Source organism: Oxynema aestuarii AP17, from assembly GCF_012295525.1.
GTDB lineage: Bacteria > Cyanobacteriota > Cyanobacteriia > Cyanobacteriales > Laspinemataceae > Oxynema > Oxynema aestuarii.
Genome location: NZ_CP051167.1, coordinates 4,712,519 through 4,735,070 on the forward strand (window position 1 = coordinate 4,712,519; position 22,552 = coordinate 4,735,070).

The 22,552-nt window shown below is 47.3% G+C and carries 17 protein-coding genes; 4 read left to right on the top strand and 13 right to left on the bottom strand.

Features of this window, described 5'->3' with window-relative positions; genetic code table 11:
- Positions 1 to 40: 40 nt before the first annotated feature.
- Positions 41 to 1,258, bottom strand: a complete 1,218-nt coding sequence (locus tag HCG48_RS18945) for a glycosyltransferase family 4 protein (RefSeq protein WP_246259628.1) — start codon at positions 1,256 to 1,258, stop codon at positions 41 to 43.
- A 65-nt stretch (positions 1,259 to 1,323) separates the two neighbouring features.
- Entirely contained in the window at positions 1,324 to 2,184 is an 861-nt protein-coding gene (locus HCG48_RS18950) for a class I SAM-dependent methyltransferase (RefSeq protein ID WP_168570555.1), read from the bottom strand.
- A gap of 423 nt (positions 2,185 to 2,607) precedes the next feature.
- On the opposite strand from HCG48_RS18950, the gene HCG48_RS18955 reads away from it, so the two are divergent.
- The gene (locus HCG48_RS18955) at positions 2,608 to 3,732 is read left to right on the top strand and encodes a glycosyltransferase (RefSeq protein WP_168570556.1); all 1,125 of its coding nucleotides are present in this window, start codon (positions 2,608 to 2,610) and stop codon (positions 3,730 to 3,732) included.
- Between the two features lie 110 nt (positions 3,733 to 3,842).
- Here HCG48_RS18955 and HCG48_RS18960 read toward each other — a convergent pair whose 3' ends face one another.
- The 10 genes from HCG48_RS18960 to HCG48_RS26195 form a co-directional block, all read right to left on the bottom strand.
- Positions 3,843 to 4,886, bottom strand: coding sequence for a glycosyltransferase family 2 protein (locus HCG48_RS18960; protein WP_168570557.1), 1,044 nt, complete (start codon positions 4,884 to 4,886; stop codon positions 3,843 to 3,845).
- A gap of 288 nt (positions 4,887 to 5,174) precedes the next feature.
- Complete coding sequence (locus HCG48_RS18965; protein WP_168570558.1) at positions 5,175 to 6,020, bottom strand: FkbM family methyltransferase; 846 nt, start codon at positions 6,018 to 6,020, stop codon at positions 5,175 to 5,177.
- Positions 6,017 to 8,182, bottom strand: coding sequence for a nucleotide-binding protein (locus HCG48_RS18970; protein ID WP_246259630.1), 2,166 nt, complete (start codon positions 8,180 to 8,182; stop codon positions 6,017 to 6,019). The genes HCG48_RS18965 and HCG48_RS18970 overlap by 4 nt, the downstream gene beginning before the upstream one ends.
- Positions 8,183 to 8,213: 31 nt before the next feature.
- Entirely contained in the window at positions 8,214 to 9,125 is a 912-nt protein-coding gene (locus HCG48_RS18975; protein WP_168570559.1) for a PIG-L deacetylase family protein, read from the bottom strand.
- Positions 9,118 to 10,368, bottom strand: a complete 1,251-nt coding sequence (locus HCG48_RS18980; RefSeq protein ID WP_168570560.1) for a glycosyltransferase family 4 protein — start codon at positions 10,366 to 10,368, stop codon at positions 9,118 to 9,120. Before HCG48_RS18980 ends, HCG48_RS18975 begins: the two co-directional genes overlap by 8 nt.
- Before the next feature lie 1,283 nt (positions 10,369 to 11,651).
- A complete protein-coding gene (locus tag HCG48_RS18985) occupies positions 11,652 to 12,908 on the bottom strand; it encodes a glycosyltransferase family 4 protein (protein ID WP_445974471.1) in 1,257 nt (418 codons plus the stop codon).
- Positions 12,909 to 13,080: 172 nt separating this feature from the next.
- Positions 13,081 to 14,181: an acyltransferase family protein gene (locus HCG48_RS18990; RefSeq protein WP_168570561.1), complete on the bottom strand. Its 1,101-nt coding sequence runs from the start codon at positions 14,179 to 14,181 to the stop codon at positions 13,081 to 13,083.
- A 99-nt stretch (positions 14,182 to 14,280) separates the two neighbouring features.
- Positions 14,281 to 16,029, bottom strand: coding sequence for an ABC transporter ATP-binding protein (locus HCG48_RS18995; RefSeq protein ID WP_320415744.1), 1,749 nt, complete (start codon positions 16,027 to 16,029; stop codon positions 14,281 to 14,283).
- Between the two features lie 935 nt (positions 16,030 to 16,964).
- On the bottom strand, positions 16,965 to 17,723 hold the full coding sequence (locus tag HCG48_RS26190; protein WP_246259631.1) for an RNA-guided endonuclease InsQ/TnpB family protein: 759 nt from the start codon (positions 17,721 to 17,723) through the stop codon (positions 16,965 to 16,967).
- A complete protein-coding gene (locus HCG48_RS26195; RefSeq protein ID WP_246259633.1) occupies positions 17,677 to 18,240 on the bottom strand; it encodes an RNA-guided endonuclease InsQ/TnpB family protein in 564 nt (187 codons plus the stop codon). Before HCG48_RS26195 ends, HCG48_RS26190 begins: the two co-directional genes overlap by 47 nt.
- 202 nt (positions 18,241 to 18,442) lie before the next feature.
- On the opposite strand from HCG48_RS26195, the gene HCG48_RS19005 reads away from it, so the two are divergent.
- The 3 genes from HCG48_RS19005 (at position 18,443) to purU (ending at position 22,081) form a co-directional block, all read left to right on the top strand.
- Positions 18,443 to 18,850, top strand: a complete 408-nt coding sequence (locus HCG48_RS19005) for a hypothetical protein (RefSeq protein WP_168570563.1) — start codon at positions 18,443 to 18,445, stop codon at positions 18,848 to 18,850.
- 261 nt (positions 18,851 to 19,111) lie between these two features.
- Positions 19,112 to 20,902 carry an aspartate--tRNA ligase gene (gene aspS, locus HCG48_RS19010; protein ID WP_168570564.1) on the top strand — a complete coding sequence of 597 codons (1,791 nt, stop codon included), beginning with the start codon at positions 19,112 to 19,114 and terminating at the stop codon, positions 20,900 to 20,902.
- A gap of 324 nt (positions 20,903 to 21,226) precedes the next feature.
- A complete protein-coding gene (purU, locus tag HCG48_RS19015; RefSeq protein WP_168570565.1) occupies positions 21,227 to 22,081 on the top strand; it encodes a formyltetrahydrofolate deformylase in 855 nt (284 codons plus the stop codon).
- Here the strand turns inward: purU and HCG48_RS19020 are convergent.
- On the bottom strand, positions 22,078 to 22,545 hold the full coding sequence (locus tag HCG48_RS19020; protein ID WP_168570566.1) for a ribosomal maturation YjgA family protein: 468 nt from the start codon (positions 22,543 to 22,545) through the stop codon (positions 22,078 to 22,080). The two genes, purU and HCG48_RS19020, sit on opposite strands and share 4 nt — an antisense overlap.
- Between the last annotated feature and the right edge of the window lie 7 nt (positions 22,546 to 22,552).

The following is a 22,552-nucleotide window of genomic DNA, read 5'->3' on the forward strand; positions in this document are numbered from 1 at the left end:
AACCATAAAAAATTTTGAAAACTGGAGTCGATCATTTTTCTTAAAGATCCTTCAATGAATTAAAAATGGTTTGAGTAAAACGATTGACTGAATTGTGTTCGACAAACTGTTTCATTTTGGCGCGATCGCCTAAACTGGATCTAGGCTGACTTAAACATTCCATCAACCCTTGCGCGATTTCCTCGGGACTGCTGGAGTCTACAGTCAATCCCAAACCGTAACGAGTGACCATTTCTCCCATCAGTCCGTAATCCGAACTTAAAATGGGTTTGTTCGCTGTTGCAGCCCATAGTAAAATCCCGCTCATACCGACGTGACGTTGATAGGGCGCTAAAATTACGTCACTGATTTGAAAATAATCTGGAATTTCTGAATCGGAAATAAATTGATAGCGCGCGATCGCTTGAATCGGCTTAATTTGAGAAATTTTAGCAATTTGTTCGTCAATTTGTTTGGAAATTCTCGACTCTCCAACTAAAAGCAAACAAAGGCGATCGCACCATTCATCACTTAAGCTGGCAATGGCGTCAAGAAGTTGATAAATTCCTTTCCTTTCCGTCAGAGATCCGAACATTAAAAATACCGTTCTTTTTTCTTCTATGTTTAATGCTTTTTTCAGACTTTGACTGCGTTCTCGTTCAGTAAGAATAGGTAAAATTGGATCGGGTAAATGACAGATACGATCGGTGTTATATCGTTCTTTTACAAAATCGACAGCAAAGGGATCGAGGCAAAATAGCATTTTGAGTTGTGGATGTTTCAAAACCCGAGAGATCGAAAATATTTCCCGCCATTTTTGAAGTCGATCGCCTTCAGAAGAGCGAGCCTGAGTCAGGCGATCGTAATGAAAAGTCGGTCTAAAATAAATTCCGGAAAAAGAACAGGGAGCTGTCAGGCCGAAGAGTAACGGGATTTGGTAAGTGTCGAAATACAAAACTAGACAATGGGTTGCTTTTAATGCTTTGGCGTAGCGACACAAAATTTGCCATTCTTGGAAGAATCGAAATGCTCTTTTTAAGCGCGACTTACGCGAACTTAAAAGAGCTTCTTCTACGGCTGAAATTGTTACAAAAGCAATATTTTTGCTGGAGCAGCGATCGGCATATTCCAAAACGTCGGCATGTTCTACAACAAATCTCCGGGAGACTACGATATCTAAACGACCGGGTAAAGTATTTTCATCCCAATATTGAATTAAATATTGAATGTAGCTGGGATGATGACCTCTAACCGAAAGATCGAACATCATCAAATTCATGATTTTGACGTTACTGCCGACTGCGTACTTTTTCTCTCTGAGATTCCCTGTTCTTGGAGGTTTTATTACTTGATCCCTACGATGGTCATTCCTCTAAAGAGTAAAGGGGTATTGGCAATTTTATTTCTCCATGAAAAAGGAAGGATCTGTAAAGCCATTTCTGCAAGACGAATCAGGGGTAAACTCCACCATTGAAGAGGGATTTTTACGATTAAATTTTTCTGGTTTTTAATCCAAAAAATTTTGTTAAACCCGACATTATGAAAAAGCTGATAAAGCTCGCTCACCGTATATTCTTTTAAATGGAATCCAGTAGCAAGTTCTTCAAAATATTTGGAAATATCATGAGGTCCAGAGAGTCGGTTGGGGGTAATGCAAATATATTGACCATTCGGGGTTAAAGCATTGTAAATGTTTTGCAGTTGTTCGAGAGCATCTTCTGGATGTAAATGCTCCATGAGTTGATGACTGTAAGCCAGATCGACGCTATTGGGAGGAACGGGTATGCTACAACCATCGGAGACGATAAATTCGACGTTTTGGGGAAAATCAATGTGTTTGGCGACTTCGGTCGCAACATCGACAGCATAGACTTTTGCAACTTTTTGCGAAACGGCGATCGCCAAGCTACAATCTCCCGGGCCAATTTCTAAATAAGTGATGTCGTCTTTTAGGAAAAATTGCAATAATTCCAGACGACGTTCGACAATCCAAGCCGTAGTTTCAGCATTTGACTTGCGGGTCCATCGGGGATGATGGGTAATAGTTTGATAAAGTTCGTCGTAAAGCTGAGTGTACAGCTCTTTTCGTTCTTCTTTCTTAGAGTTTAACAACCGCAAGGCGAGTTGTTTCTCTAATGCGTAGTGTTCGTAAATTTGTTCTAATTTTCTTGATTCTTTGGAAGGAATTTTGATTTTGAGTTCCATGATATTATTCCTGGGGTTCGATAAATTGAAAATTTCAATTTTTACCTGAGTACGGTTTGACTCCCCACAGTAAATTACGGGGAGTCAAAAATGGATATTTTACAAATTTTGTAACGATCTAAATCACGTTCGCTTTGACGAGCGAGCCATTGCCGCCGTAGGCTGCTTTAAAAAGCGCGGGCAAATTCCGAAGGTCGAAGCTCGTGCGATTTGAGTGTCTGCCCGTGCATAATGAAGTGCGATCGCCAACTTGAGTTAAGCACAAACAGATGTTAAGCCGCTACAACCATAAACGATGTTTCGAGGAAATGACAATAAGTTTTTGCTCTCATTTGTCTCTTTTTGTAAATATATGACTTGAAACGATGCTTGTATTGCAGAACCTTTTACCCTCGATTAAAATTGCATATTTTCTCTAAAAAGATGAAAAAAAATTTTTCTTCAACGCGAGTTTCAACGGATGTAGCCTGTTTTTTGGGGTTCCTCGGTGGGGGGGGAGCGGAGCGGGTCATCCTCAATCTGACCACAGGGTTCGTCAATCGCGGTTTGAACGTCGATCTGGTTTTGGCAAATACCGGGAGTCCGCACTTATGGCAAGTCCCGCCAGAGGTGAACATCGTGGATTTGAAGGCTCGAAAATTGTCGTCGAGTCTTCCCGCACTCGTGGGTTATCTGCGACGAGTCAGACCGCCAGCGTTGTTATCTACGCTGCATTATACAAACGAGATCGCGATCGCCGCCAAGTATTTCGCACGGGTTGACACCCGAGTGGTGGTGCGCGAGGCGAATCAACTTTCTCTCGATGTCGGTCAGTCAAAGGCATGGAAAAAACGAGCGATTCCCTGGTTCGTGCGCTATTTATACCCATTGGCGGATGGGGTGGTAACGGTCTCTCGTGGAGTCGCTGAAGATTTATCGCGGGTGTGCGGTTTGCCATTAGAAAAAATTCAGGTGATTTACAATCCGACAATTACCCCTGATTTGGGGATTAAAGCAGAAGAAACTTTGAATCATCCTTGGTTCGAACCGGGACAACCCCCGGTGATTTTAGCGGTAGGAAAATTGCAAGCGCAAAAAGATTTTCCTACTTTAATTCGTGCCTTTGCGCGGGTTCGAGAACGCACTGCGGCCCGCCTGATGATTCTCGGGTGGGGACCGGATCGATCGCAGTTGGAAGCATTGGTAGAAGAATTGGGATTACAAGAAGATGTCGCTCTCCCGGATCATGTTGCCAATCCTTATGCGTATATGAAACGATCGACTGTTTTCGTTCTTTCTTCGGCGTGGGAAGGGTTACCGAATGTGTTGATCGAAGCGATGGCGGTTGGAATTCCGGTGGTTTCGACCGATTGCAAGAGTGGCCCGTCGGAAATTTTGAAAGAGGGTGAATATGGGCTTCTCATTCCTGTTGGAAATCCCCAGGCAATGGCGGAGGCAATTTTAACAGTTTTATCGGGATCGTCGCGGGCGATCGCTCCCGATTGGCTGGAGCAATTTTCTCTAGATTATGCGGTTAACAAATATCTGGAGATCTTGCAGGTGACATGACTCAAGGGAGCGATCGCCGCGATCGGTTTTGAACTTGCTATTTTTTGAAGCGACGGAGCGAAGCTCGCGCAGCTCTGGTTCTTGAGAAAACTGCGCGATCGCCTGTTTTTTTACCACTGGGTCGGCAAAGTTTTTTTGAATCCTCCAAGAGAAATACTATGGATGTTTAAAAGATAAGCGAGATTGATCGCCAGTTCTTTAACGAGTCGTTTCCACATCCAGCCCAACCACCGTCCCATTTGTAAGTAACAGGCGAGCTTGTCAAACGCTCCCATTTTAACTCGGGCGATCGCCGCTAAATATTTAAAAAACCAGGTCCACAAACATAACATCAATTTTCCTTTATTCTGAGGATCGAACCAGACATTATAGTCATAATATCCCTGATGGTTTCGACCGGACGCCTGTCGGTGGTCTCGGTACAAAAACAAAGGTTCGGAAATTTCGTAAAATTCACCGTAGAGGGCGAGTTCTCCGAGCAGAATCATGTCTGAATTGACATAACTAGCAATTAAAGCAGTTTTTTTCAAAATATCCGTTCGGATTAAACCGAAAATGGGCGTCCAGCGATCGCCTCCTGGATGGTCGCTTTTGGTGGATGTATTAGATATTGCTTGAGTCCGTGACGTAGATATCTTGCCTTTTTTGCGAAAATGTTTGCGAGGAAAAATTAGTTCTTGATAGTGCTTAAAACGTTGGTTGGCGGTGGGGAAATTTAACTCTAGAAGGTGGGATGATTGTCGGATGGATTGCTCTTGCTCGTCGATAAACATAACTCCGGTATAACAGAGGACGACGGAAGGATGGCGATCGAGAATTTCGACGCAACGTTCGAGATAGTAAGGAGTACAGAGGTCGTCATGAGCTGCCCATTTAAAATATAGACCTCGGGCTAATTTAAAAACGCGGTTGTAGTTCGGTGCTGCTCCGATATTTTCTGGATTTCGATAATAGCGAATCCGAACATCTTTGGCGGCATATTCTCGACAAATTTGCTCGGTTGCATCGGTAGAGGCATTATCTGAAATAACAATCTCGAAATTTTCAAAGGTTTGCTCTATTAGGGAATCTAATGTTTGTCTGAGGAATTTTTCGCCATTATAAACGGGCAGGCCAATCGAGACCTGCGGGAAGTGATTATTCACGCTTCGCATGTTTTATTTCCGGTTATTAATTGGTGGAATTTTGGATCTTTTGAAACGGGATGATTACGATCGCGCTCTTTCCAGCGATCGCTTCAATTCATAAAAAACAATGCTTTTTCTGCAATCGATCGAATCGACCAAAAAAGCGCAATAAAACACCCTTTTGGTCAACTTTAAATTTGTTTTAACTCGTGATAATCGAGGATAAAAAGAGAGATTTGCTCTCGCGGAAGATCGAACAAGGTTTTCGGTTTTATAACATCTTCTCGTGAGAGAGAGACTTGCTAGATTCTCGCTCTATTTGGGGAGAGCGATCGCGTGAGCGACTTGCCATTTCAATCCCGGATAAGCGGCTTCGAGGGTCAAGATTTCATAGTTAAAATGACTGACAAAATCATCGAGGACGCACCGCTTTTCTAAAACCCCTTCTTGTCGTTCGTCGTCAATTTCGTAAATCACGATCGGTCGAAAGATTTTGAGGGTGTCCGCCATTCCATAAAGCACGTCGAGTTCGGCTCCTTCGACATCAATTTTGACGAGGGTGGGAGGATCGATCTCTAAATTTTCGATCGCGTCGTCGATGGCGATCGTTTCGATGGCCATTGTCGCCGTAACATCTGGAGGAGCCACGACCGTAGATAAAGTATGTCCGCCGGGATAGTGGGTCAACAGGAGTTTTCCGGTGCCACTTTTGCAAGATACGGCTTTTTCTAATACGGAAACATTGCTTAGATGGTTGAGTTCGAGATTGACTCGAATTCGCCGTGTATTGTGCCATTCTGGCTCGAAGGCGTAGACTCGCCCGGAAGGACCGACCAAACGGGCGGCGATCGCCGTAAAAAATCCGAAATTGGCACCGATATCGTAAAAAATATCTCCCGGTTGTAAATAGCGAGCTAAAACATTTTGAACGGGCAATTCGTAAGTGCCAAATGCATAGTCGGGGTTGGAATTTCCCCCGTTAAATTTCAATCCTTTGCCGACGCCGTGAGTCAGGGTGACATTGCGATCGCGCAAACTGGCCCGGACGAGGCGATCGGCCCATCGGTTCGATGGTAACTCGTACAACTTTTCAAGAATTTGAAGGGGTACAAACTTCAGCAGTGGGACGCTCGATGTTTTTAATGCAGTTTGGAGCTTCATCGTTGACCTCCATTCACTCCGTGAGTGTTAGCTTTAGCGGTAAAGTGCTTAAAATAGCTCCCGGTATCGTTTCCCCATTCCCAATTGGCGACTATCCCAACTCGATGAATAGATAGGCGAGAAATACGGGGATAAACATCGCTGAGTGCGCGATACAATACGGGTTCTTCGTTGACAAATGTCAGGTAATTGTTGCCGTCGAAAACGACGCGCAAGGTGTAGGGAATCCCCCAATACACCCGTTTGCCGACGTTGGTCCATACGGCGTCATACAATTCTTCAAATCCATCGAGATGAAAAAATGAGGAAATCGAGGCGCCACCGTAGCCGTCTTCGAGCCAAGTGCTGACGATGATGTAGTTGTCGGCATCCTGCCAAAAAATCAGCCCCGCGCGCCCGTTTTCCCCCTGTCCGCGATCGCTACCGGGGGGCGTAATTTCAACCTGGACGTCCGCTAACTCGGGAAATGCCCAGGGGAGAGTATACGCCGTGCGATCGCAATTCGGCTGTTGGGCCGTGGCGCGGACGCGAGCGCTGCCGTTCCCCGTGCGTTCGATCGCCCCGCGCCCCATTTCCAAGCGCCAGGACTGACCCCCGATCGCCGTTTGGGTTTGGGAGAGTTCTAGGGGTTCGCCTTCAAACTCATCGGCTAAAATCAGCTCGGAACCTGTCGCCATCCAAGGGGCGCCCAAGTCTTGACTGGCGGGGATCGCAACCGATCGCGGATGGGCTTCCAAGGCGCGAAACTGGTTCCCGTGGGGGTCGAGAAAACCGATGCCAATTCCGGTGGCGTCGGATCCCCGGCGATCGCCCAGATCCCCGTCAAAGAGGGGTTGACCGTCGAGGAGTGCCTGGAAGCGATCGCCGTCGTCGAGGATCTGCACGGAATGAACGGTATTCGACGTGAGAACCGGGCGATCGCTCCGTGCCACCGGGTGCCAGAGACCGCCCTCTCGAATGCCGACCTCCCAGCGATCGCCGGACAACCACAAGGCCCAAAAGTTCTCGCGATCGCGCGCGCGCCACACCAGCGCCGAGGTTCCCGGTCGCGCCCCGGTCGCGATCTCGGTATGCAGTAGCCCGCAAGGCACCTGGGGATCGAGTAACGCCAGAGAGTCGGCAGCGACGGCGATCGTCCCCGTCGGCGTCCGTTGACAAGCGCCCGTGCAAACGCTCCAATCGCCTCCGATTTCGGCGGGAGAGCCGTCTAATTCCCCCTCGCCGACGAGGCGATCGGCCCCACGAGCGCTGCCGTACCACTGCTCGAATTCCGGCACGGATTGCACCTGCACCCCATAAACGCGAGTGTCCACGCGGAAGCCAATTTGACCGAGAACGCTTTGATAAATCGCCGCATAGAGATTGGGGGTGCGATCGAACGGGTCGATCGCCAACGGACGCATCTCGGGATAGCTTCCCAACCCTCGCGCCTGGGGAAGAGAAGCGGCATAGTAGGCGGCGCCGCGTTCGCGCAGGACGATCGCATAGTAAATTTGGAGGTTTTGCAAACCCTGAAAGAGGGGCGCGCAGCGATCGCCCACGCGCACCAACAGTTCCCCATTATCCGCCCCCGTCGCCCGCACGATCGCCGCATTGCCTTCCATCGGAGGATTGCCAGGAATGGCGCTGGGAAACCACCCGATCGCGAAATTTTCCTCAATTCGAGGTAAGGGAACGTATTTCGAGAAGCGCGGCGTACTGCGAATCCAAGTCAACAGCCGTCTGAACATCCCGCGTTTGTGAGAACTCGTCAGCCATCGCCACAACCGCTTGTGAGGATTTTCTGCCTCACTTCCGAGCCACCAACGCCGCAGCCGTTGGCGCAGGGTTTCGAGCAGACTACTTTCAGAAGTGTTGTGTCCGTTGAGGACGAAAGCGACAAAGGTCAAGCCGTTGCGGCGAGGGTACGGGCCGTAAGCAATTCCCTGTTTGCCCCAACCGGGGGTAATCAACGGTTGTAGGCGCAAGGCACCGTTATCGATGCCGATCCGTTTTTCAACATCGGCGCCGAGACGCCGCACCCCACCCGGACTCAAAGTGCCAATGACTTTCCCGGAAGGACGGCAATCGGTAAAGGAATCGGTCGCGGCGCGATCGCCGATCTGGCCTAGGGTTGGCGTTGGAGGAGGCTGCGAGGGTTGGGACTTGAGTAGATTTAACACGGTTTTGACTCGGTTTTGACTCGGTTTTGAGTTAAAATTTCACCCCTTGCATGGCCGGGGAGCGAATGGCTTTGTGTCCGAATCGCCATTGCCGATTTTGAGGCGATCGCGCTGAGGGTTGTAGATAGAAAAACTCTCGATTTTGCAAAAAACACTCTAAAAATTCACCGTTAGAAACATCGGCCAAAATCGGCCAGCGATCGCAGGTCAACCGCACCATTTGAGAGCGATAGCAATTTAACGCCTTCTTTTTCGTTTCTAAAACCTCACTAATATCGATTGCATATCGAAATTCTCGCGCTAGTTTTAAGCCAAACTGGGCTTTCCAGGTACTGCTTAAAACGTCTAATTTTTCTTGTCGGTTGCCCACGAAACTCGTCCACGGCCAATGACGCCAGAACCAAATGGGATATTCGTAAATCGCCGCCTTGAAATCCAGATCTTCTAGTGCTTTTCGCACGATTTGATTGGTGGCGTAATGGTCGGGCGGCGTATCGCCGGAGTAGGGAATAAAAATTTCTTGCGGTCGGCGATCGCCTAAAATTTCTTTAACGCGATCGCCCGCCAGCTCTCGACAATGTTGTAAACTTCCATCGCGAATGTCGAGAAAGATAAGATCCCGTTCGGGAACGCCGAGAATCGCAGTAGCGGCGAGGGCTTCTTGTTTGCGAATGGCTTTGAGTTCCGCTTCGGCGATAAATTTAGAATGCGATCGCGCCCCATCGGTCATGAATACGATTTCTAGCTCGGCTTGCGCTTGTTTTTTACGGGCGATCGTTCCCCCACAGCCGAGGGTTTCATCGTCTTGATGGGGCGCAAAAACGATCGCCGAACGGTTTAATCGGGTGGCTAAATACGGGCTGACACTCCGATTCATCAAGGACTGATTAAATTGGCGTGCTAGAGTTTTTAATGACCATTTAAATCGGAATGAATTAGTCATTTTTTTGTTGGAGATTTTGATAAACATTCCAAACCCGTTCGCTGACGCGATCCCAAGAAAATAACTTGAGAACTCGTTCTCGTCCCGCCGTCCCCATCGAGGTTCGCAGGAGATCGTCTTCCAGTAATTTCAGAATCGCTGCCGCGAGAGAATCGGGATTGCCAGCGTGACAAAATAAACCTGTTTTCCCTTCTTCAATCACTTCTGGCATTCCTCCGATTCGCGTCACGATCGCGGGAAGTTCTGTAGCCATTGCTTCGATTAAACTCATCCCGAAAGCTTCCGTGAGTGAAGGGTTAATGAGAATGTCACTTTCCCGGTAAAATTCGGCTAAGTGAGAGTGGGGAACCGACCCGGGAAAAGAAACGCGATCGTGAATTTTTTGAGTAATGAGACTATCTAAATAAGTTGCATAATTTTTCTCATAAAATATATCCAACTTTTGGACTTCGGGATCGTCACTCAAATCGACAATAAACTCCCGGGGAGTAGATCCTTTAGGACCGACGATTTGAAGGGTAACTTCTCGATCGTGTTCGGCTACTTGACGGAAAGCTTCTAAAAGGACGTGTACGCCTTTCTCCGGTGAAATTCGCCCGACAAATATTAAGGTTTTAGGGAGGCGATCGCGCGGTTTTTCGGGGGGACGAAAGCGGTCGAGATCGACTCCATTAAAAACCGTATGACATCGAGACGCAAAAGCGGGGAATTTTTGGCGGACTTTGTCGGTGACGTGTTCGCTACATCCGAGGATGGCATCGGTTTTTCGGAGGCGGCGAGCGATCGTCGTCGGCTGCAATTGCGTCAACCACTCGGAATGCATGTGTAAAACAATTTTAATCTTCGGATTAAACGCCCGAACGATGGGAACGAAATGAGACAAATTGTGAATGTGAACGAGATCGCAGTGTTGTCGTCGGAGATCGAAGGCGATCGCCAAGATATACCAAAAATGGTAAAGCGTAGAATTAAATAAAGGAGAGGGAGAAATCGGCACAATTTTTGAGAGTTCCCGCAAGATCTTGAGGAAGATGCGATCGGGAATTAGAGAGATTCTGCGATATTCAATTCCTCGATACGTTTCACATTTTGCTTGCGATTTGTGCTGTTTGCAATAGCTGACGATCGCGCAATCTTTGCTCAGACGACTGGACACTTCATAGGTCCAGGTCGCTACTGAATCTGCATTTTGAACCGGAGGACTGACCACACTCCACGGTTGGTTAATAAAAGCTATTTTCAATGGAGTTGTCCTCCAATTGTTTAAAACAACAAGCAAGCAAAAGGAGTAAAAAGCTAAAGGTTGAATGGCATTGACGGTCTGCAACCATCAATCTCATGAAAAGCACTACGAACGATCGCACTCCACGATCGACAACGCTTTAAAATTGTTTTAATTGTGCCGATTGCTTAAGCTTTTTCGCCTCAATTGAGTTCAATTGAGCGAAATAGAGCTTACATCTCCCGAACTCCCCCGTAACCAGGGAATTTAGAGAGATTCTTTGTAATTGATTGGATTGAGAAACTCTAGATCCAGAATCGCGATCGCCATCGCCATCACCATCGATAGGCTGTGACTGACGACCTAGAAAGGCAAGTATGAATCCCTTTTTCAAGGGAATTCCACAGAGCGATCGAGAGCTGAATCAATAGAAAATTGCTACAGACTCGATGGCTGCAAAAAAGCCAACATTTTTCCTTCGACGATTTATTATTAAAGATGCATTTTCCCTGAAGATTCGATCGCCCCAACCTCCCCAAAAAGACTGCATTCGCCTCAAGGAATCAATCTCGAAGCCGCAACTCTCTTGGGTGACCGATAGGGCATCAATCGATCTGGGTGGAATAAATTAAATGAGTTTTATTATGGGATTTCCGAAAATCTACTGAGAGTATGCCATTAATCGGTTGGAAATTGCAAGAGTTTTCGAGGTGGATTTACACAATCTTTACAAAAGCAATCGGGGAAAGATCTGCCCCCGTCGCCAGCTTTTCTATAGGGACTATAACCTTTGCCCGGTAAGAGATACGGCGCCAATGAGGATTGCAAGTTCGACGGCGATCCAGCTTCGACGATCGCCGATCGGATCGGGGGTTCTCGACCCCTTTAAGCCCCGGCAGCCCCCGACCGAGGACGTGTCAGTCAACGTGCTAGGTGATTTCACTGAATTTCTGCCCATTAGAGCAATATTTGAGACGAATTCACTGCGATCGTCCTAAATTCGGTGGATCTGAGATTGACTTTCTAAGCGAATCACCGGGGAGCCGATCCCCTGGCGGCTCAAACGGCCAAATACTTCGCGAATCAGGGTTTTCATCCCCTCGGTTCGCAGGTCTCGAAGATCGGTTGCAACATCGGTTCGCTTCGGAGGTGGGGGAAGGTTGAGAGACGGAGATGATTTTATATTACAAGGTTGGGGCTCTCAAACCAAATTTTTGTATAGAATGTTTGGATGTACTTACTGCCCTCGTGCGAATCCCGGGAGCGTGGCGCGATCGATGACGTTTTTGAAGGGGCGAGATCCATTAGTTTTCGGTCGTGTTTCGTTCTAAAATTTCCGTAAATAGATCGACGTAGCGAGAGGCTTGTAATTCTAAAGAAAATTCTCGTTCTGCCTTGGCTCTCGCCGCTATTTTTAACTGTCGATGGCGATCGCGATCGTCGAGAACCCAAGCGATCCCTCGGGCGAGGTCGTCACTGTCAAAGGGTTTAACGAGATAGCCATTTTGTTGATGTTCGACAATATCTTTTAACCCCGTAGCATTAAAGGTCACTACAGGGGTTCCACAGGCTAAAGATTCTGTCGCCATTTGTCCGAATGCTTCTTGTAAAGAGGGAACCACGGTCACGTCAACCGCCGAATAAATCATCGCCAGGGTCACGTCATCGTGAACTTGTCCGAGATAATGAGTGGGAAAGCCAAAATTTTCAGGATTGGGCGGTTTTAAGGCTCCCAAAAGAGCGAGTTCGATGGTATCGGAACCGTGGACCTCGCGGAGGCTGGCGAGTGCTTCACGTAACAGGTGAAATCCTTTTCTCGAAGATTTGGTTGTCCCGGGAGAAGCGCCAAATAAAATCAGGGTGCGATCGTCCGGTAAATTCAGAATTTCTCTAGCAATGTGGCGATCGATCGGTTTGTATTTTGTCAGATCTAAGCCATGAGGAATCACGTGAATCGATCGCGATTGAAACAGAGAACTCGATCGCGCGCATTCCGCCAACCAGATGCTGGGACTGACAACGGTCAGATCGATGTTTTGCCACGATCTCTGTTTTCTTTGCCAAATCGATCGGGATAAATCAAAGGAGCGATCGCTATTGAGTTGGGGGCAGTTTCCACAGGTATCGGTATAGAGATCGCAGCTTTCACTATAGTTACATCCCCCCGTAAACGGCCACATATCATGTAACGTCCACACCATTGGTTTGGAAAAATTGGAGAGAGTTTCTATACGAACAAAACCATTACAAACCCAGTGTAGGTGGATGAGGTCTGGATTAATTTCTCGAACTTTTTTAGCAAGATTATCGGGAAACCATTGAGAAAAAAATAGTTTTTTTCCTCGTCGAGGATACAATTTTAAAGGCAGACTATTTGATAAGGGTCCGACCTTCGTGAGTAAGGATTTTTCGGCAATGACGGAGCAATCGATACTCCGTTTCGCTCGGACTAACATTTGCGAAGAAATGCCGCCGTCGTTCAATCCTTGATGGAGGCGATAGGCGGCACGAGCGGCGCCGCCTTCGAGGTCGGAGGTACTCAGATGTAAAATGTTCATCATTTGAGAAGAGCGATACAGCACTCGGGCGTCTTATGAGGTACAGTACCGATCCCCCTATCCCCCCAACCCCCCTTTCAAAGGGGGGCGAAGGGGGGATTGCGGAAAGTCCCCCTTTTTAAGGGGGATTTAGGGGGATCTAAATGTCTTGCATAGCAGAGGAAAATGCTATAGATTACCTTGTCCCAAAGAGAATTTTTGATACCCATCGATTCTGCATGAGTCGGTCGGCGATCGCCCAACCCAGTAATAACACGGATAGCGACAAGAGTAGAAAATAAATAATACTCTGCTGTAAACTAGCAAGATTTAAACCCGGAAGCCGATAAATAGTAATCTGAAAAACATCTAAAATCAGCAGGTGGATCAGATAAATCCCAAAAGAACAAATCCCCAAATGTTTTAAAATGTGGCGATCGTCTTTGAGGAAAGGAGATAAGCAGATTCCCGTTCCCAATGCACTATATCCCAGGAAGACTTCGCGGATCGATTCTGGAACGCTTTCACCGGACAAACCGAGGATGAAAAAAGCACCGATAAAGGCGATCGCCCACCAGTTTTCTCGATTCCTAAAGTAAGGGGCGAGGTGTGGGTTCAACTGCGAGACGACAAGGGCGATCGTAATATAAACCAGGCATCGAAGAGACCAAAATAAAAAAACAAATAAAACTCGAATCGGTTGAGCTAAAATACCAAAGTTTTGGTAATTCAATAAACTCTGAAAAGCAGCTTGACTCTCCAGGCTGTAGGCATTTCCGGAGGCGATCGTTAACTGATATAAAGCTATTGAAATCAGGAATAAAAAAGATGCTTTTTTAAGATTGAAAAAATGAGATTTGATGCGATCGTCTAAAAGTTTAATCAATATAGATCCGACGACCACAAGAGGTAAAAAATAAAGATGAAACCCTGCCGTACCTAAAAAAATTGTTCCGGTCGGATCTTTTAAAACTTCTTCAATATGATTGGGGTCGCGATCGATAATAAATTTTAAAAATTTATAAGTTACGTAAATCAGCGTCCACGCGACATAAGGGATAACCAGACGGTTCAACCGAGACGAAAGCTTGTAACTTCCCCCCGACCATAATTTATTAACGGATAAGTAAAAAGAAGTGGCCAAGAAAAAGGGGACGGCGAATTCTACAACATGGATAATATCATTCCACCCAGTAGGCGTTTCACTCAGTCCTTCATCTGAATGGAGGAGGATCACTCCGTAGAGTGCAAACCCCCTACACAAATCGATTCCAGTAAGGCGAAGCGATTTGTTCATGGTCAAAAATCCTTTCCCAATTCAATGTAAATACACCGATGGCAAATCATCAAAAAACTGCGATCGCCGTCCCCAATTTATCCAATTTCACAAAATCACCTAATCTGAGTGGCTTTCTTCACCGAGAACCACTTCTTCATAGGTGCCACATTTGACAATTTTACCTTTTTCTAACGTATAAATGCGATCGCAGTCTTTAACCGTGGTCAGACGATGGGCGATAATAATCATGGTTTTCGTGCCACTGAGTGCATTAATTGCCTCAGAAATTAGACTTTCTGTTTCATTGTCTAATGCCGCCGTCGCTTCATCTAAAACTAACACTTCTCGTTCGTGATAAAGTGCTCTAGCAATCCCCACACGCTGACGCTGACCGCCTGATAAGCGGACTCCTCTTTCCCCCACTTCCGTTTGCAATCCTTCTGGGAGTTCGTCAACTAACTCGCGCAATTGAGCGGCATCTATAGCTTGTTGCAATCGATGTTCGTCGATGCGATCGTCACTCACTCCGAAAGCAATATTTCTGGCTAATGTATCGTCAATGAGAAAAATTGATTGTGGGATATATCCGATCGATTGACGCCAATTTGCCAAATTTTCATAGATCGAGTGGCGATCGACTTTTATATCTCCATCTTGAGGAATGAGTAGCCCTAAAATAATATCGACTAACGTTGTTTTTCCGGCGCCGGATTTGCCAATTAATGCGATCGATTCGCCTTTTTTAATGTCAAAGGAAATTCCAGCGATCGCAGATTCTGAAATGTTGGGATAATGATAAAAGATATCTTCGATTTCGATGCTATCTTTTATCTCCAGAGGTTCGATCGACTCTGGAAGATCCGCCAGAACTAATCCTGTTGACTTCGAGACGGCTTCAAATTTATCCGAATGCTTTCCGTAAACCTCTTTTAGATTCTCTTCAGAAGCCTCCAATTCTTTTAAATCTAAATAAAGTTTTTTAAGGACATAATCCGAATTTCTTAAGGTACTAATTGCCCCCATCAAGTTGCTGATGGCCGGAATTAAACGAATGGAAGCTACTGCAAAAATACTTAAAATGGCAGTCAATTGCTGGACGTCTTGATCTAGCAATAAAAACAGAGAGATAAAGCCAACTAGAAAAATAACTAAAAAAGTTTCAACAATAATCCGGGGTAATAGTTTAAAGCCAAAAAAGGAGCCGCTCGCTTTTTCATATTTATCCGTTTGGGTTTTGAGTTGGTTTTCAAAGTAAGAACTGCATCCAATAACTTTTGTTTCTTTGATTCCTCCCAATCCATGATTGATGATTCTAATCATCGATTCGTTCGCTTCATGAACTTCTTGTCCCCAGTAGCTTAATTTGTTTTTTGAATAAGCAAACAGCAACCAGCAAGGAAGAAGAAGCGCTAAAATCGCAACAATGGCCATTAAGTTAGTGGCGCATAACAACAGGGTTAAAGATAAAATAACAATGACGTTGGCAATGGAATTGAGCAGAGGAATTAAAATAGCATGACCAAACGTATAGGTATAGTTGGTAATGCTCTGGATTAGAGTTGCACTATTCCTAGATAAATGAAAGGTGTATGGTGCGTTCAAATAGGCGTTCATTAACTTATTCGCTAACTCGCCTTTGAGTTGGAAGCTAAAAATAAAGACATAGGTTTGTGCGTTCCAACTAATAATCGACTTGAAGATAAAAATCAGGATAATAAATATTCCGATACAGGCGATAAACTGACTTTCGGAAGGTAATCCAGACCGAGCGTATAAAATACTTAAAAATGAATTGGTTTTAACGATCTCCGGTTGAGTCGCAAGGGATAAAAATGGCCCGATTAAGCCAATCCCGAAAACTTCCATCAAGGAAACAAATAGAAAAGAAAAAGTCAGGGGAACTAAGTATTTCTTTTTGTCGCCTAGAACGAAGAGGCATTTTCGTAAGTAAGATATCATTATTCTACTGGTAATTAGTTTTTGAATAAGGTAAAAAGCTTGTCAGTCGAAGGACTCAATTGTTTTAAACAACATCATGAAATATAGATGTTTTTCGCGAACAAGAATTGAAAATTAAATAGGTTTGTCGATCGCGAGGCGATCGTCGAATCGAAGGTGTCGAGGCTGTGAGTATTTTATTGAGTTTTATCTTAAGCTTTAATCTTTTGTCAATGGCAATGGCTGTTGGTTGCCAGGAGATTGACTCCTAACGGTTTCGGAGGATTGTGTTTTGTTGACAATTTCTCGACAGATATATATATGTGACAGTTATTGTGCTATTTAAGATTTAATTGTGGCAAGACTGTTATTTTGTGAAAAATACAGCAGTTTTCGCTGTTGGGCGGTACATTTCGATCCCCCTAAATCCCCCTTAAAAAGGGGGACTTTCACTGCCCCCGTTTTTAAGGAGGGTTGGGGGGATCTTTGCCTCTTGTACCTCATGACAGCGCGAATTGCTGTAATGAATTCTTGCATGAGTGAACGCCGAATTCTAGCTGGGTTGTCGATTCCAGGGGCGCTCCACGCAAGACCTCAACCCATACTGTTAAGGGCTAACAAATAAGGGCTAACAAAAAACAGCCGATCGCCCCGCTCCTATTCCGGCAGTGAGTGAAACCGTACCTGAGTGGGGGCGTTTTCTGCCTGCCGACCTCCAAGGCACTCGATACAATGGAAAGCACTTGAGGAAAACACTTGAGGAAAATGCGATCGGAGGCGATCGCCCCTAATTTTCTTCCGTATTTTCTCGTAAACCTCCCTATTCTAACGAATGTGACATCCTCCCGACACTGAATCAAAGATTACAGCGCGGGCTTCCCAACCTCGCGATTGGGTATTCCTGCCCCGCGCCACTTATCTAGGTCATAGACCCCCGACAGACCGACTTGACAGGCGGTTTCCGTTCCCCAGAGTCCCTGGGTTACTACGTTTTCTAGTCCACGATCCAAAACCATCTCTGCTGCGGCACGATCGCGATGCGTTCGATACCCACACTCAGGACAATGATGCTCTCTGACTTCCAACCCTTTGCTCACCGTAGCAAGGCAGTTGGGGCAGGTTTGACTGGTGCCGTTGGGATTGACTTTGGCAAAGTAGACTCCTCGCTTCCAACACACCCATTCCGTCAGAGACAAGAACTGCCCGAAAGCAGCATCAACACAATCTTTTCGCAGCATTCCTCGCGTCAAGCTTTTGACGTTGAGATCTTCTGCAAAGATAGTTTGCGCCCGGTCGCAAAGCTGATGAGCCGTCTTCAGATGGAAATCTTTACGACGATTGGCAATGCGATGGTGCATTCTAGCCACTTCGATTTGTGCTTTCTCCCAGTTTTGAGAACCCTTCTGTTTTCGTGCTGCTCTGCGTTGCAGCAATTTCAGCTTGCGTTGCATCGACTTGAAAAACTTAGGGCGTTCTTGGAAAGAGCCATCGGAAGCGGTCAAGAATCGCTGCAATCCCAGGTCAATCCCAATCGCCCGACCGTGAACCGGAGCATCGGGAACCGATATATCCGATTCAATCGTGACGACAACATACCATTGTGTACCCCGTACCCTCGACAATACCCTTACCTGTATCCCCCCAACCCCCCTTTGAAAGGGGGGCGAAGGGGCGATGCAGGTTGATGGGCACTTCCCCAATTTTTGGCAGCTTGATTGTGAAGCCATTGATGGGATTGTTCTTGAATTGGGGAAACACAAAGGATTTGAATTGACCGAACTTTTTGAAACGTGGAAACCCATGTCCCCGTTGCAAAAATGCTTCCCAGGTATCGTGCAGTCTGCGAATCGTGGTCTGCAACACCTGAGAATGTACCTTACCCAGATGCGGGAATTGCTTCTTTGCTTTGGGCAGGTTGTTCTGCTGACGATGGTAGGACGGGAATGGCTCATCAGCAGGAATGATGTATTCCTTCTCCAGCGAGCATCGGTCTACCGAACACTTACGAGAAGCAATCCAGTCTTTGAGTTCGCGCAAAGCGTAGTTATATACGCCTGTGCACGTCTCAAGCCACGACCGCAGTTCAGTCTGCTGTACGACATTTGGATAGATTCGGTAGGTGTAGTTCACGGTCAGCATGACTATAATTTACTACAGACTATAGCTGCTGATAAATGCTGGTCTCATCCCCATCGTAGGGCTTAGTCCTTCCCGTAGGGTGGGGAATCGACTGTTCGAGAGGAGTCCATGGATCCGGACGCTGATGCTTCGCATACAGCGCGGGACTTATAGCTCCCCGAACCCCTCAAAAGTTAAAAATATCCATTCAGGAGCAACAAACATGACAGACGAAGCCAATAACGTGCCCAAGGAAAGCGCCTTAGTCGAAGTCAGCCCCGAGACGGCCAAACTGGTGAACGAACAGATGCCGGATGCCACCGAACAGGTGAAAAAAGAGACGATGGCGCTGTTTGAAGCGATTAAAAAACGCGCTCAAGTGGAAATCCAAGGGGCCAGCCAGTTTACCACCGATGCCTATCTCAAAGCGGTGGGACAGGCGCGAGAAGCGATTGAAAAAGATAAAGTCCTCGATCCCGATCGCATCGCCTACACCGTCAAACTGATGGAAATGGACGCGCGCCAGAATTGGGAAGCGATCGAAAAAGAAATTAAGGATTTAGGCGATCGCCTCAGTCAAATGGCCACCGATGCCTGGAATTCGATCGTCAATCCCTCCAAAAAGCAATAAAATCCGCGCCCGGATCTCCGGTCGCCTCAATTGCCAAAACCGGGGTCAGAGCATCGATCGCTCTGACCCCGGTTTGTTTTGTGTTACCATCTCCTTTCCCTGTGATTTCGCACAATCTTACGGGGGTCTACTCAGGATGCCCCCTCATGCCGGATAATTGAGAAGTTTGTCCCGCTCGTCGTGCGAACGCGACCCCCACGGGCAACACCTCAACCTCGTTGACTTGTCAATCCACTCAGTCTGAATTTTCTATCGACCACCATGCGAACTTACTACTGCGGCCACCTCCGACCCGAGCATATTGGAGAAACTGTCACCCTTTGTGGATGGGTAGACCGTCGTCGCGATCATGGTGGCGTGATTTTCTTGGATTTGCGCGATCGCTCCGGCATCGTCCAAGTCGTCAGCGACCCCGAACGCACCCCGGATTCTTACGCCGATTGCGAAAAAATGCGTAACGAATACGTCGTCAAAATTACCGGACGGATCTCCCGGCGTCCCGAGGATTCGCTCAACCCCAAACTGCCCACGGGGGAAGTGGAAATTTACGCCGATCGCGTCGAACTACTCAATGGTATCTACAAAAAACTGCCGTTTCCGGTGGCTAACGCCGATACCGAAGCCGTTCGCGAAGAATTACGCCTCAAATACCGTTATTTAGACCTACGCCGGGAACGGATGAGCCGCAACCTGCGGATTCGCCACGAAACGATTAAAGCGATGCGTCGCTTCCTCGAAGACGAATGGGACTTTATCGAAGTCGAAACCCCGATGCTGACCCGTTCGACCCCCGAAGGCGCCCGCGATTATCTAGTTCCCTCCCGGGTCAACCCCGGCGAGTGGTTCGCCCTACCCCAGTCGCCGCAACTGTTCAAACAACTGCTGATGGTCGCCGGGTGCGATCGCTACTACCAGATCGCGCGTTGCTTCCGCGACGAAGACCTGCGGGCCGACCGCCAGCCCGAATTTACCCAACTCGATATCGAAATGAGTTTCGTCGAAATCGAGCAAATGCTCGACGTTAACGAAGCCCTGATGTGTCATATCTTCAAAGCCGTTCGCGGGATCGACTTACCCCGTCCGTTCCCCCGCCTCACCTACGCCGAGGCGATGGACCGCTACGGAACCGATCGCCCGGACACCCGCTATGGCTTGGAATTGGTCGATGTCTCCGACTTGGTGAAAGACTCCGGTTTTAAAGTCTTCTCCGGCGCCGTCGCCCAAGGTGGGATCGTCAAAGTCCTACCGATCCCCGGCGGAAACGACGCGATCTCCAACGTCCGCATCAAACCCGGCGGCGACTTATTCAAAGAAGCGAGCGAAGCCGGAGCGAAGGGACTCGCCTACATTCGCGTGCGCGAAGGCGGTAAAATCGACACGATCGGGGCGATCGCCGACAACCTCAGCCCCGAACAAAAACAAGAACTGCTCGCGCGCACCGACGCCCAACCGGGACACCTGTTACTCTTCGGCGCCGGAGACACCGCCACCGTCAATAAAACCCTCGATCGCCTCCGCCAAGTCGTCGCCCGTCAACTCGGCCTGATCGACGAGAGTAAAATTAACTTACTCTGGGTCACCGACTTCCCGATGTTCGAGTGGAACGCCGACGAAAAACGGCTCGAAGCCCTGCACCACCCCTTCACCGCCCCCAACCCGGAAGACCTCGACGACCTCAAAAACGCCCGGGCTTTGGCCTATGACATGGTGTATAACGGCTTGGAAATCGGCGGCGGCAGCTTGCGGATTTACCAACGCGAAATCCAGGAAAAAGTGTTCGAGGCGATCGGTTTGAGCGAAGAAGAAGCCCGCAGTAAATTCGGCTTCTTACTCGATGCCTTTGACTACGGAACCCCCCCTCACGGCGGTATCGCCTACGGTTTAGACCGTCTCGTGATGCTCCTCGCCTCAGAAGAATCGATCCGCGACGTCATGGCATTTCCAAAAACCCAACAAGCCCGTTGCTTACTCACGGGCGCCCCGGCGAAGGTGGACCAACCCCAACTTAAAGAACTCCACGTCGCCTCTACCTACAAGCCGAAAAAAGACTAATGGTAGTGTCATGATGTGATTTTTTATCGTTCGAGCTAACGACTTTCGACCCGAGGCGATCGCCTCGGGTCAATTTATATAAACCCTCAGATCGTACCATTTTTCTAAAACCTCGATGGAGATGGATCGCCTGTAGGGACAAGGCATTGCCGTGTCCCTAGCCTCGCTCTCTCTCATTATTTTTCAAAAATGGTATAACAAGTCATAAAATCATCAATCAATCGAGAATTCTGCTTGTTTAGAAATGACTATATATTGCAAAAAATCAAGTGAAATACCCCAATGATATAATCTAAAATCCAACATCTAAAATCTAAAATCCCAATGACCTCACCCACCGCAACCTTATTACTTTCTTGCCCCGATCGCCGGGGATTGGTCGCCGAAATTGCTAATTTTATTTATTCTCACGGTGGCAATATCGTTCACGCCGATCACCACACCGATTTTACCCGGAAAATCTTCCTCACTCGCCTCGAATGGCAATTAGAAGGCTTCGATTTATCCCGAGAACAAATCGCCCCCGCTTGCGAACAACTCGCCGGATCTTTACAAGCGAATTGGCAACTGCATTTTTCCGATACCGTGCGCCGCTTGTCGATTTGGGTCAGCCGACAAGATCACTGTTTGCTCGATTTACTCTGGCGACAAAAAGCCAAAGAATTTACAGCAGAAATTCCCTTAATTATTAGCAATCACGAAGACTTAAAAGAGATTGCGATTCAATTTGGTGCCGATTTTCACTACTTACCGATTACGCCGGACAATAAAGCCGAACAAGAGGAAAAACAGTTGCAATTATTGCGAGACTACCAGATCGACATCGTTGTTTTAGCAAAATACATGCAAATTTTGCGCCATAACTTTATCACGCGCTTCCCGAATATTATCAATATTCACCACTCCTTTTTACCTGCATTTGTCGGTGCAAAACCCTACCATCAAGCCTACAAACGCGGGGTGAAAATCATTGGGGCGACGGCCCATTACGTCACCGACGAGTTAGACGCCGGACCGATTATCGAACAAGATGTGGTGAGAGTTTCTCACCGAGATGAAATCGCGGATTTGATTCGGAAAGGGAAAGATTTAGAACGGATCGTGTTAGCGAGGGCCGTGCGATCGCACCTGCAAAATCGGGTCTTAGTTTACGGCGATCGCACCGTCGTTTTCGGTTAATGATTTCCTTCGGACTCTTCCGACGCGATCGCCCGATTTAAGTGACTGCGTAAGGCTTGATGTTGTAAAAAATGCAACCACCACCAGCCCACCAAACAGCCGATCGCGTAATAAGGAAAGTCCGACCACGTAAAAAACGTTCCCAATACCAACCGACCCATTAACGTCGCCCGTATGGCCTCTAAAAAGGGCGGATGCCATAACTGTAGAAATTCTACGGCACAAATCACAAAAAACACGATCCAAGCATTCCATTTAGGCGACAACTTCGGCACCAAAAAGGCCAGTAATAACATCCAAAAGATGTTATAAGGAACGCCACCGAAGCTATTGTTAACCCATTCGCGTCCCGGACCGGGATAAAACTTTAACCCCAGTCCTAACGGAACGATCGCCAGGATGGAAAGGGCGAGAAATAGGCGATATTTAAAATAGCGATGACCGGGAGAAAACAGAGAAGTCATTAATTGT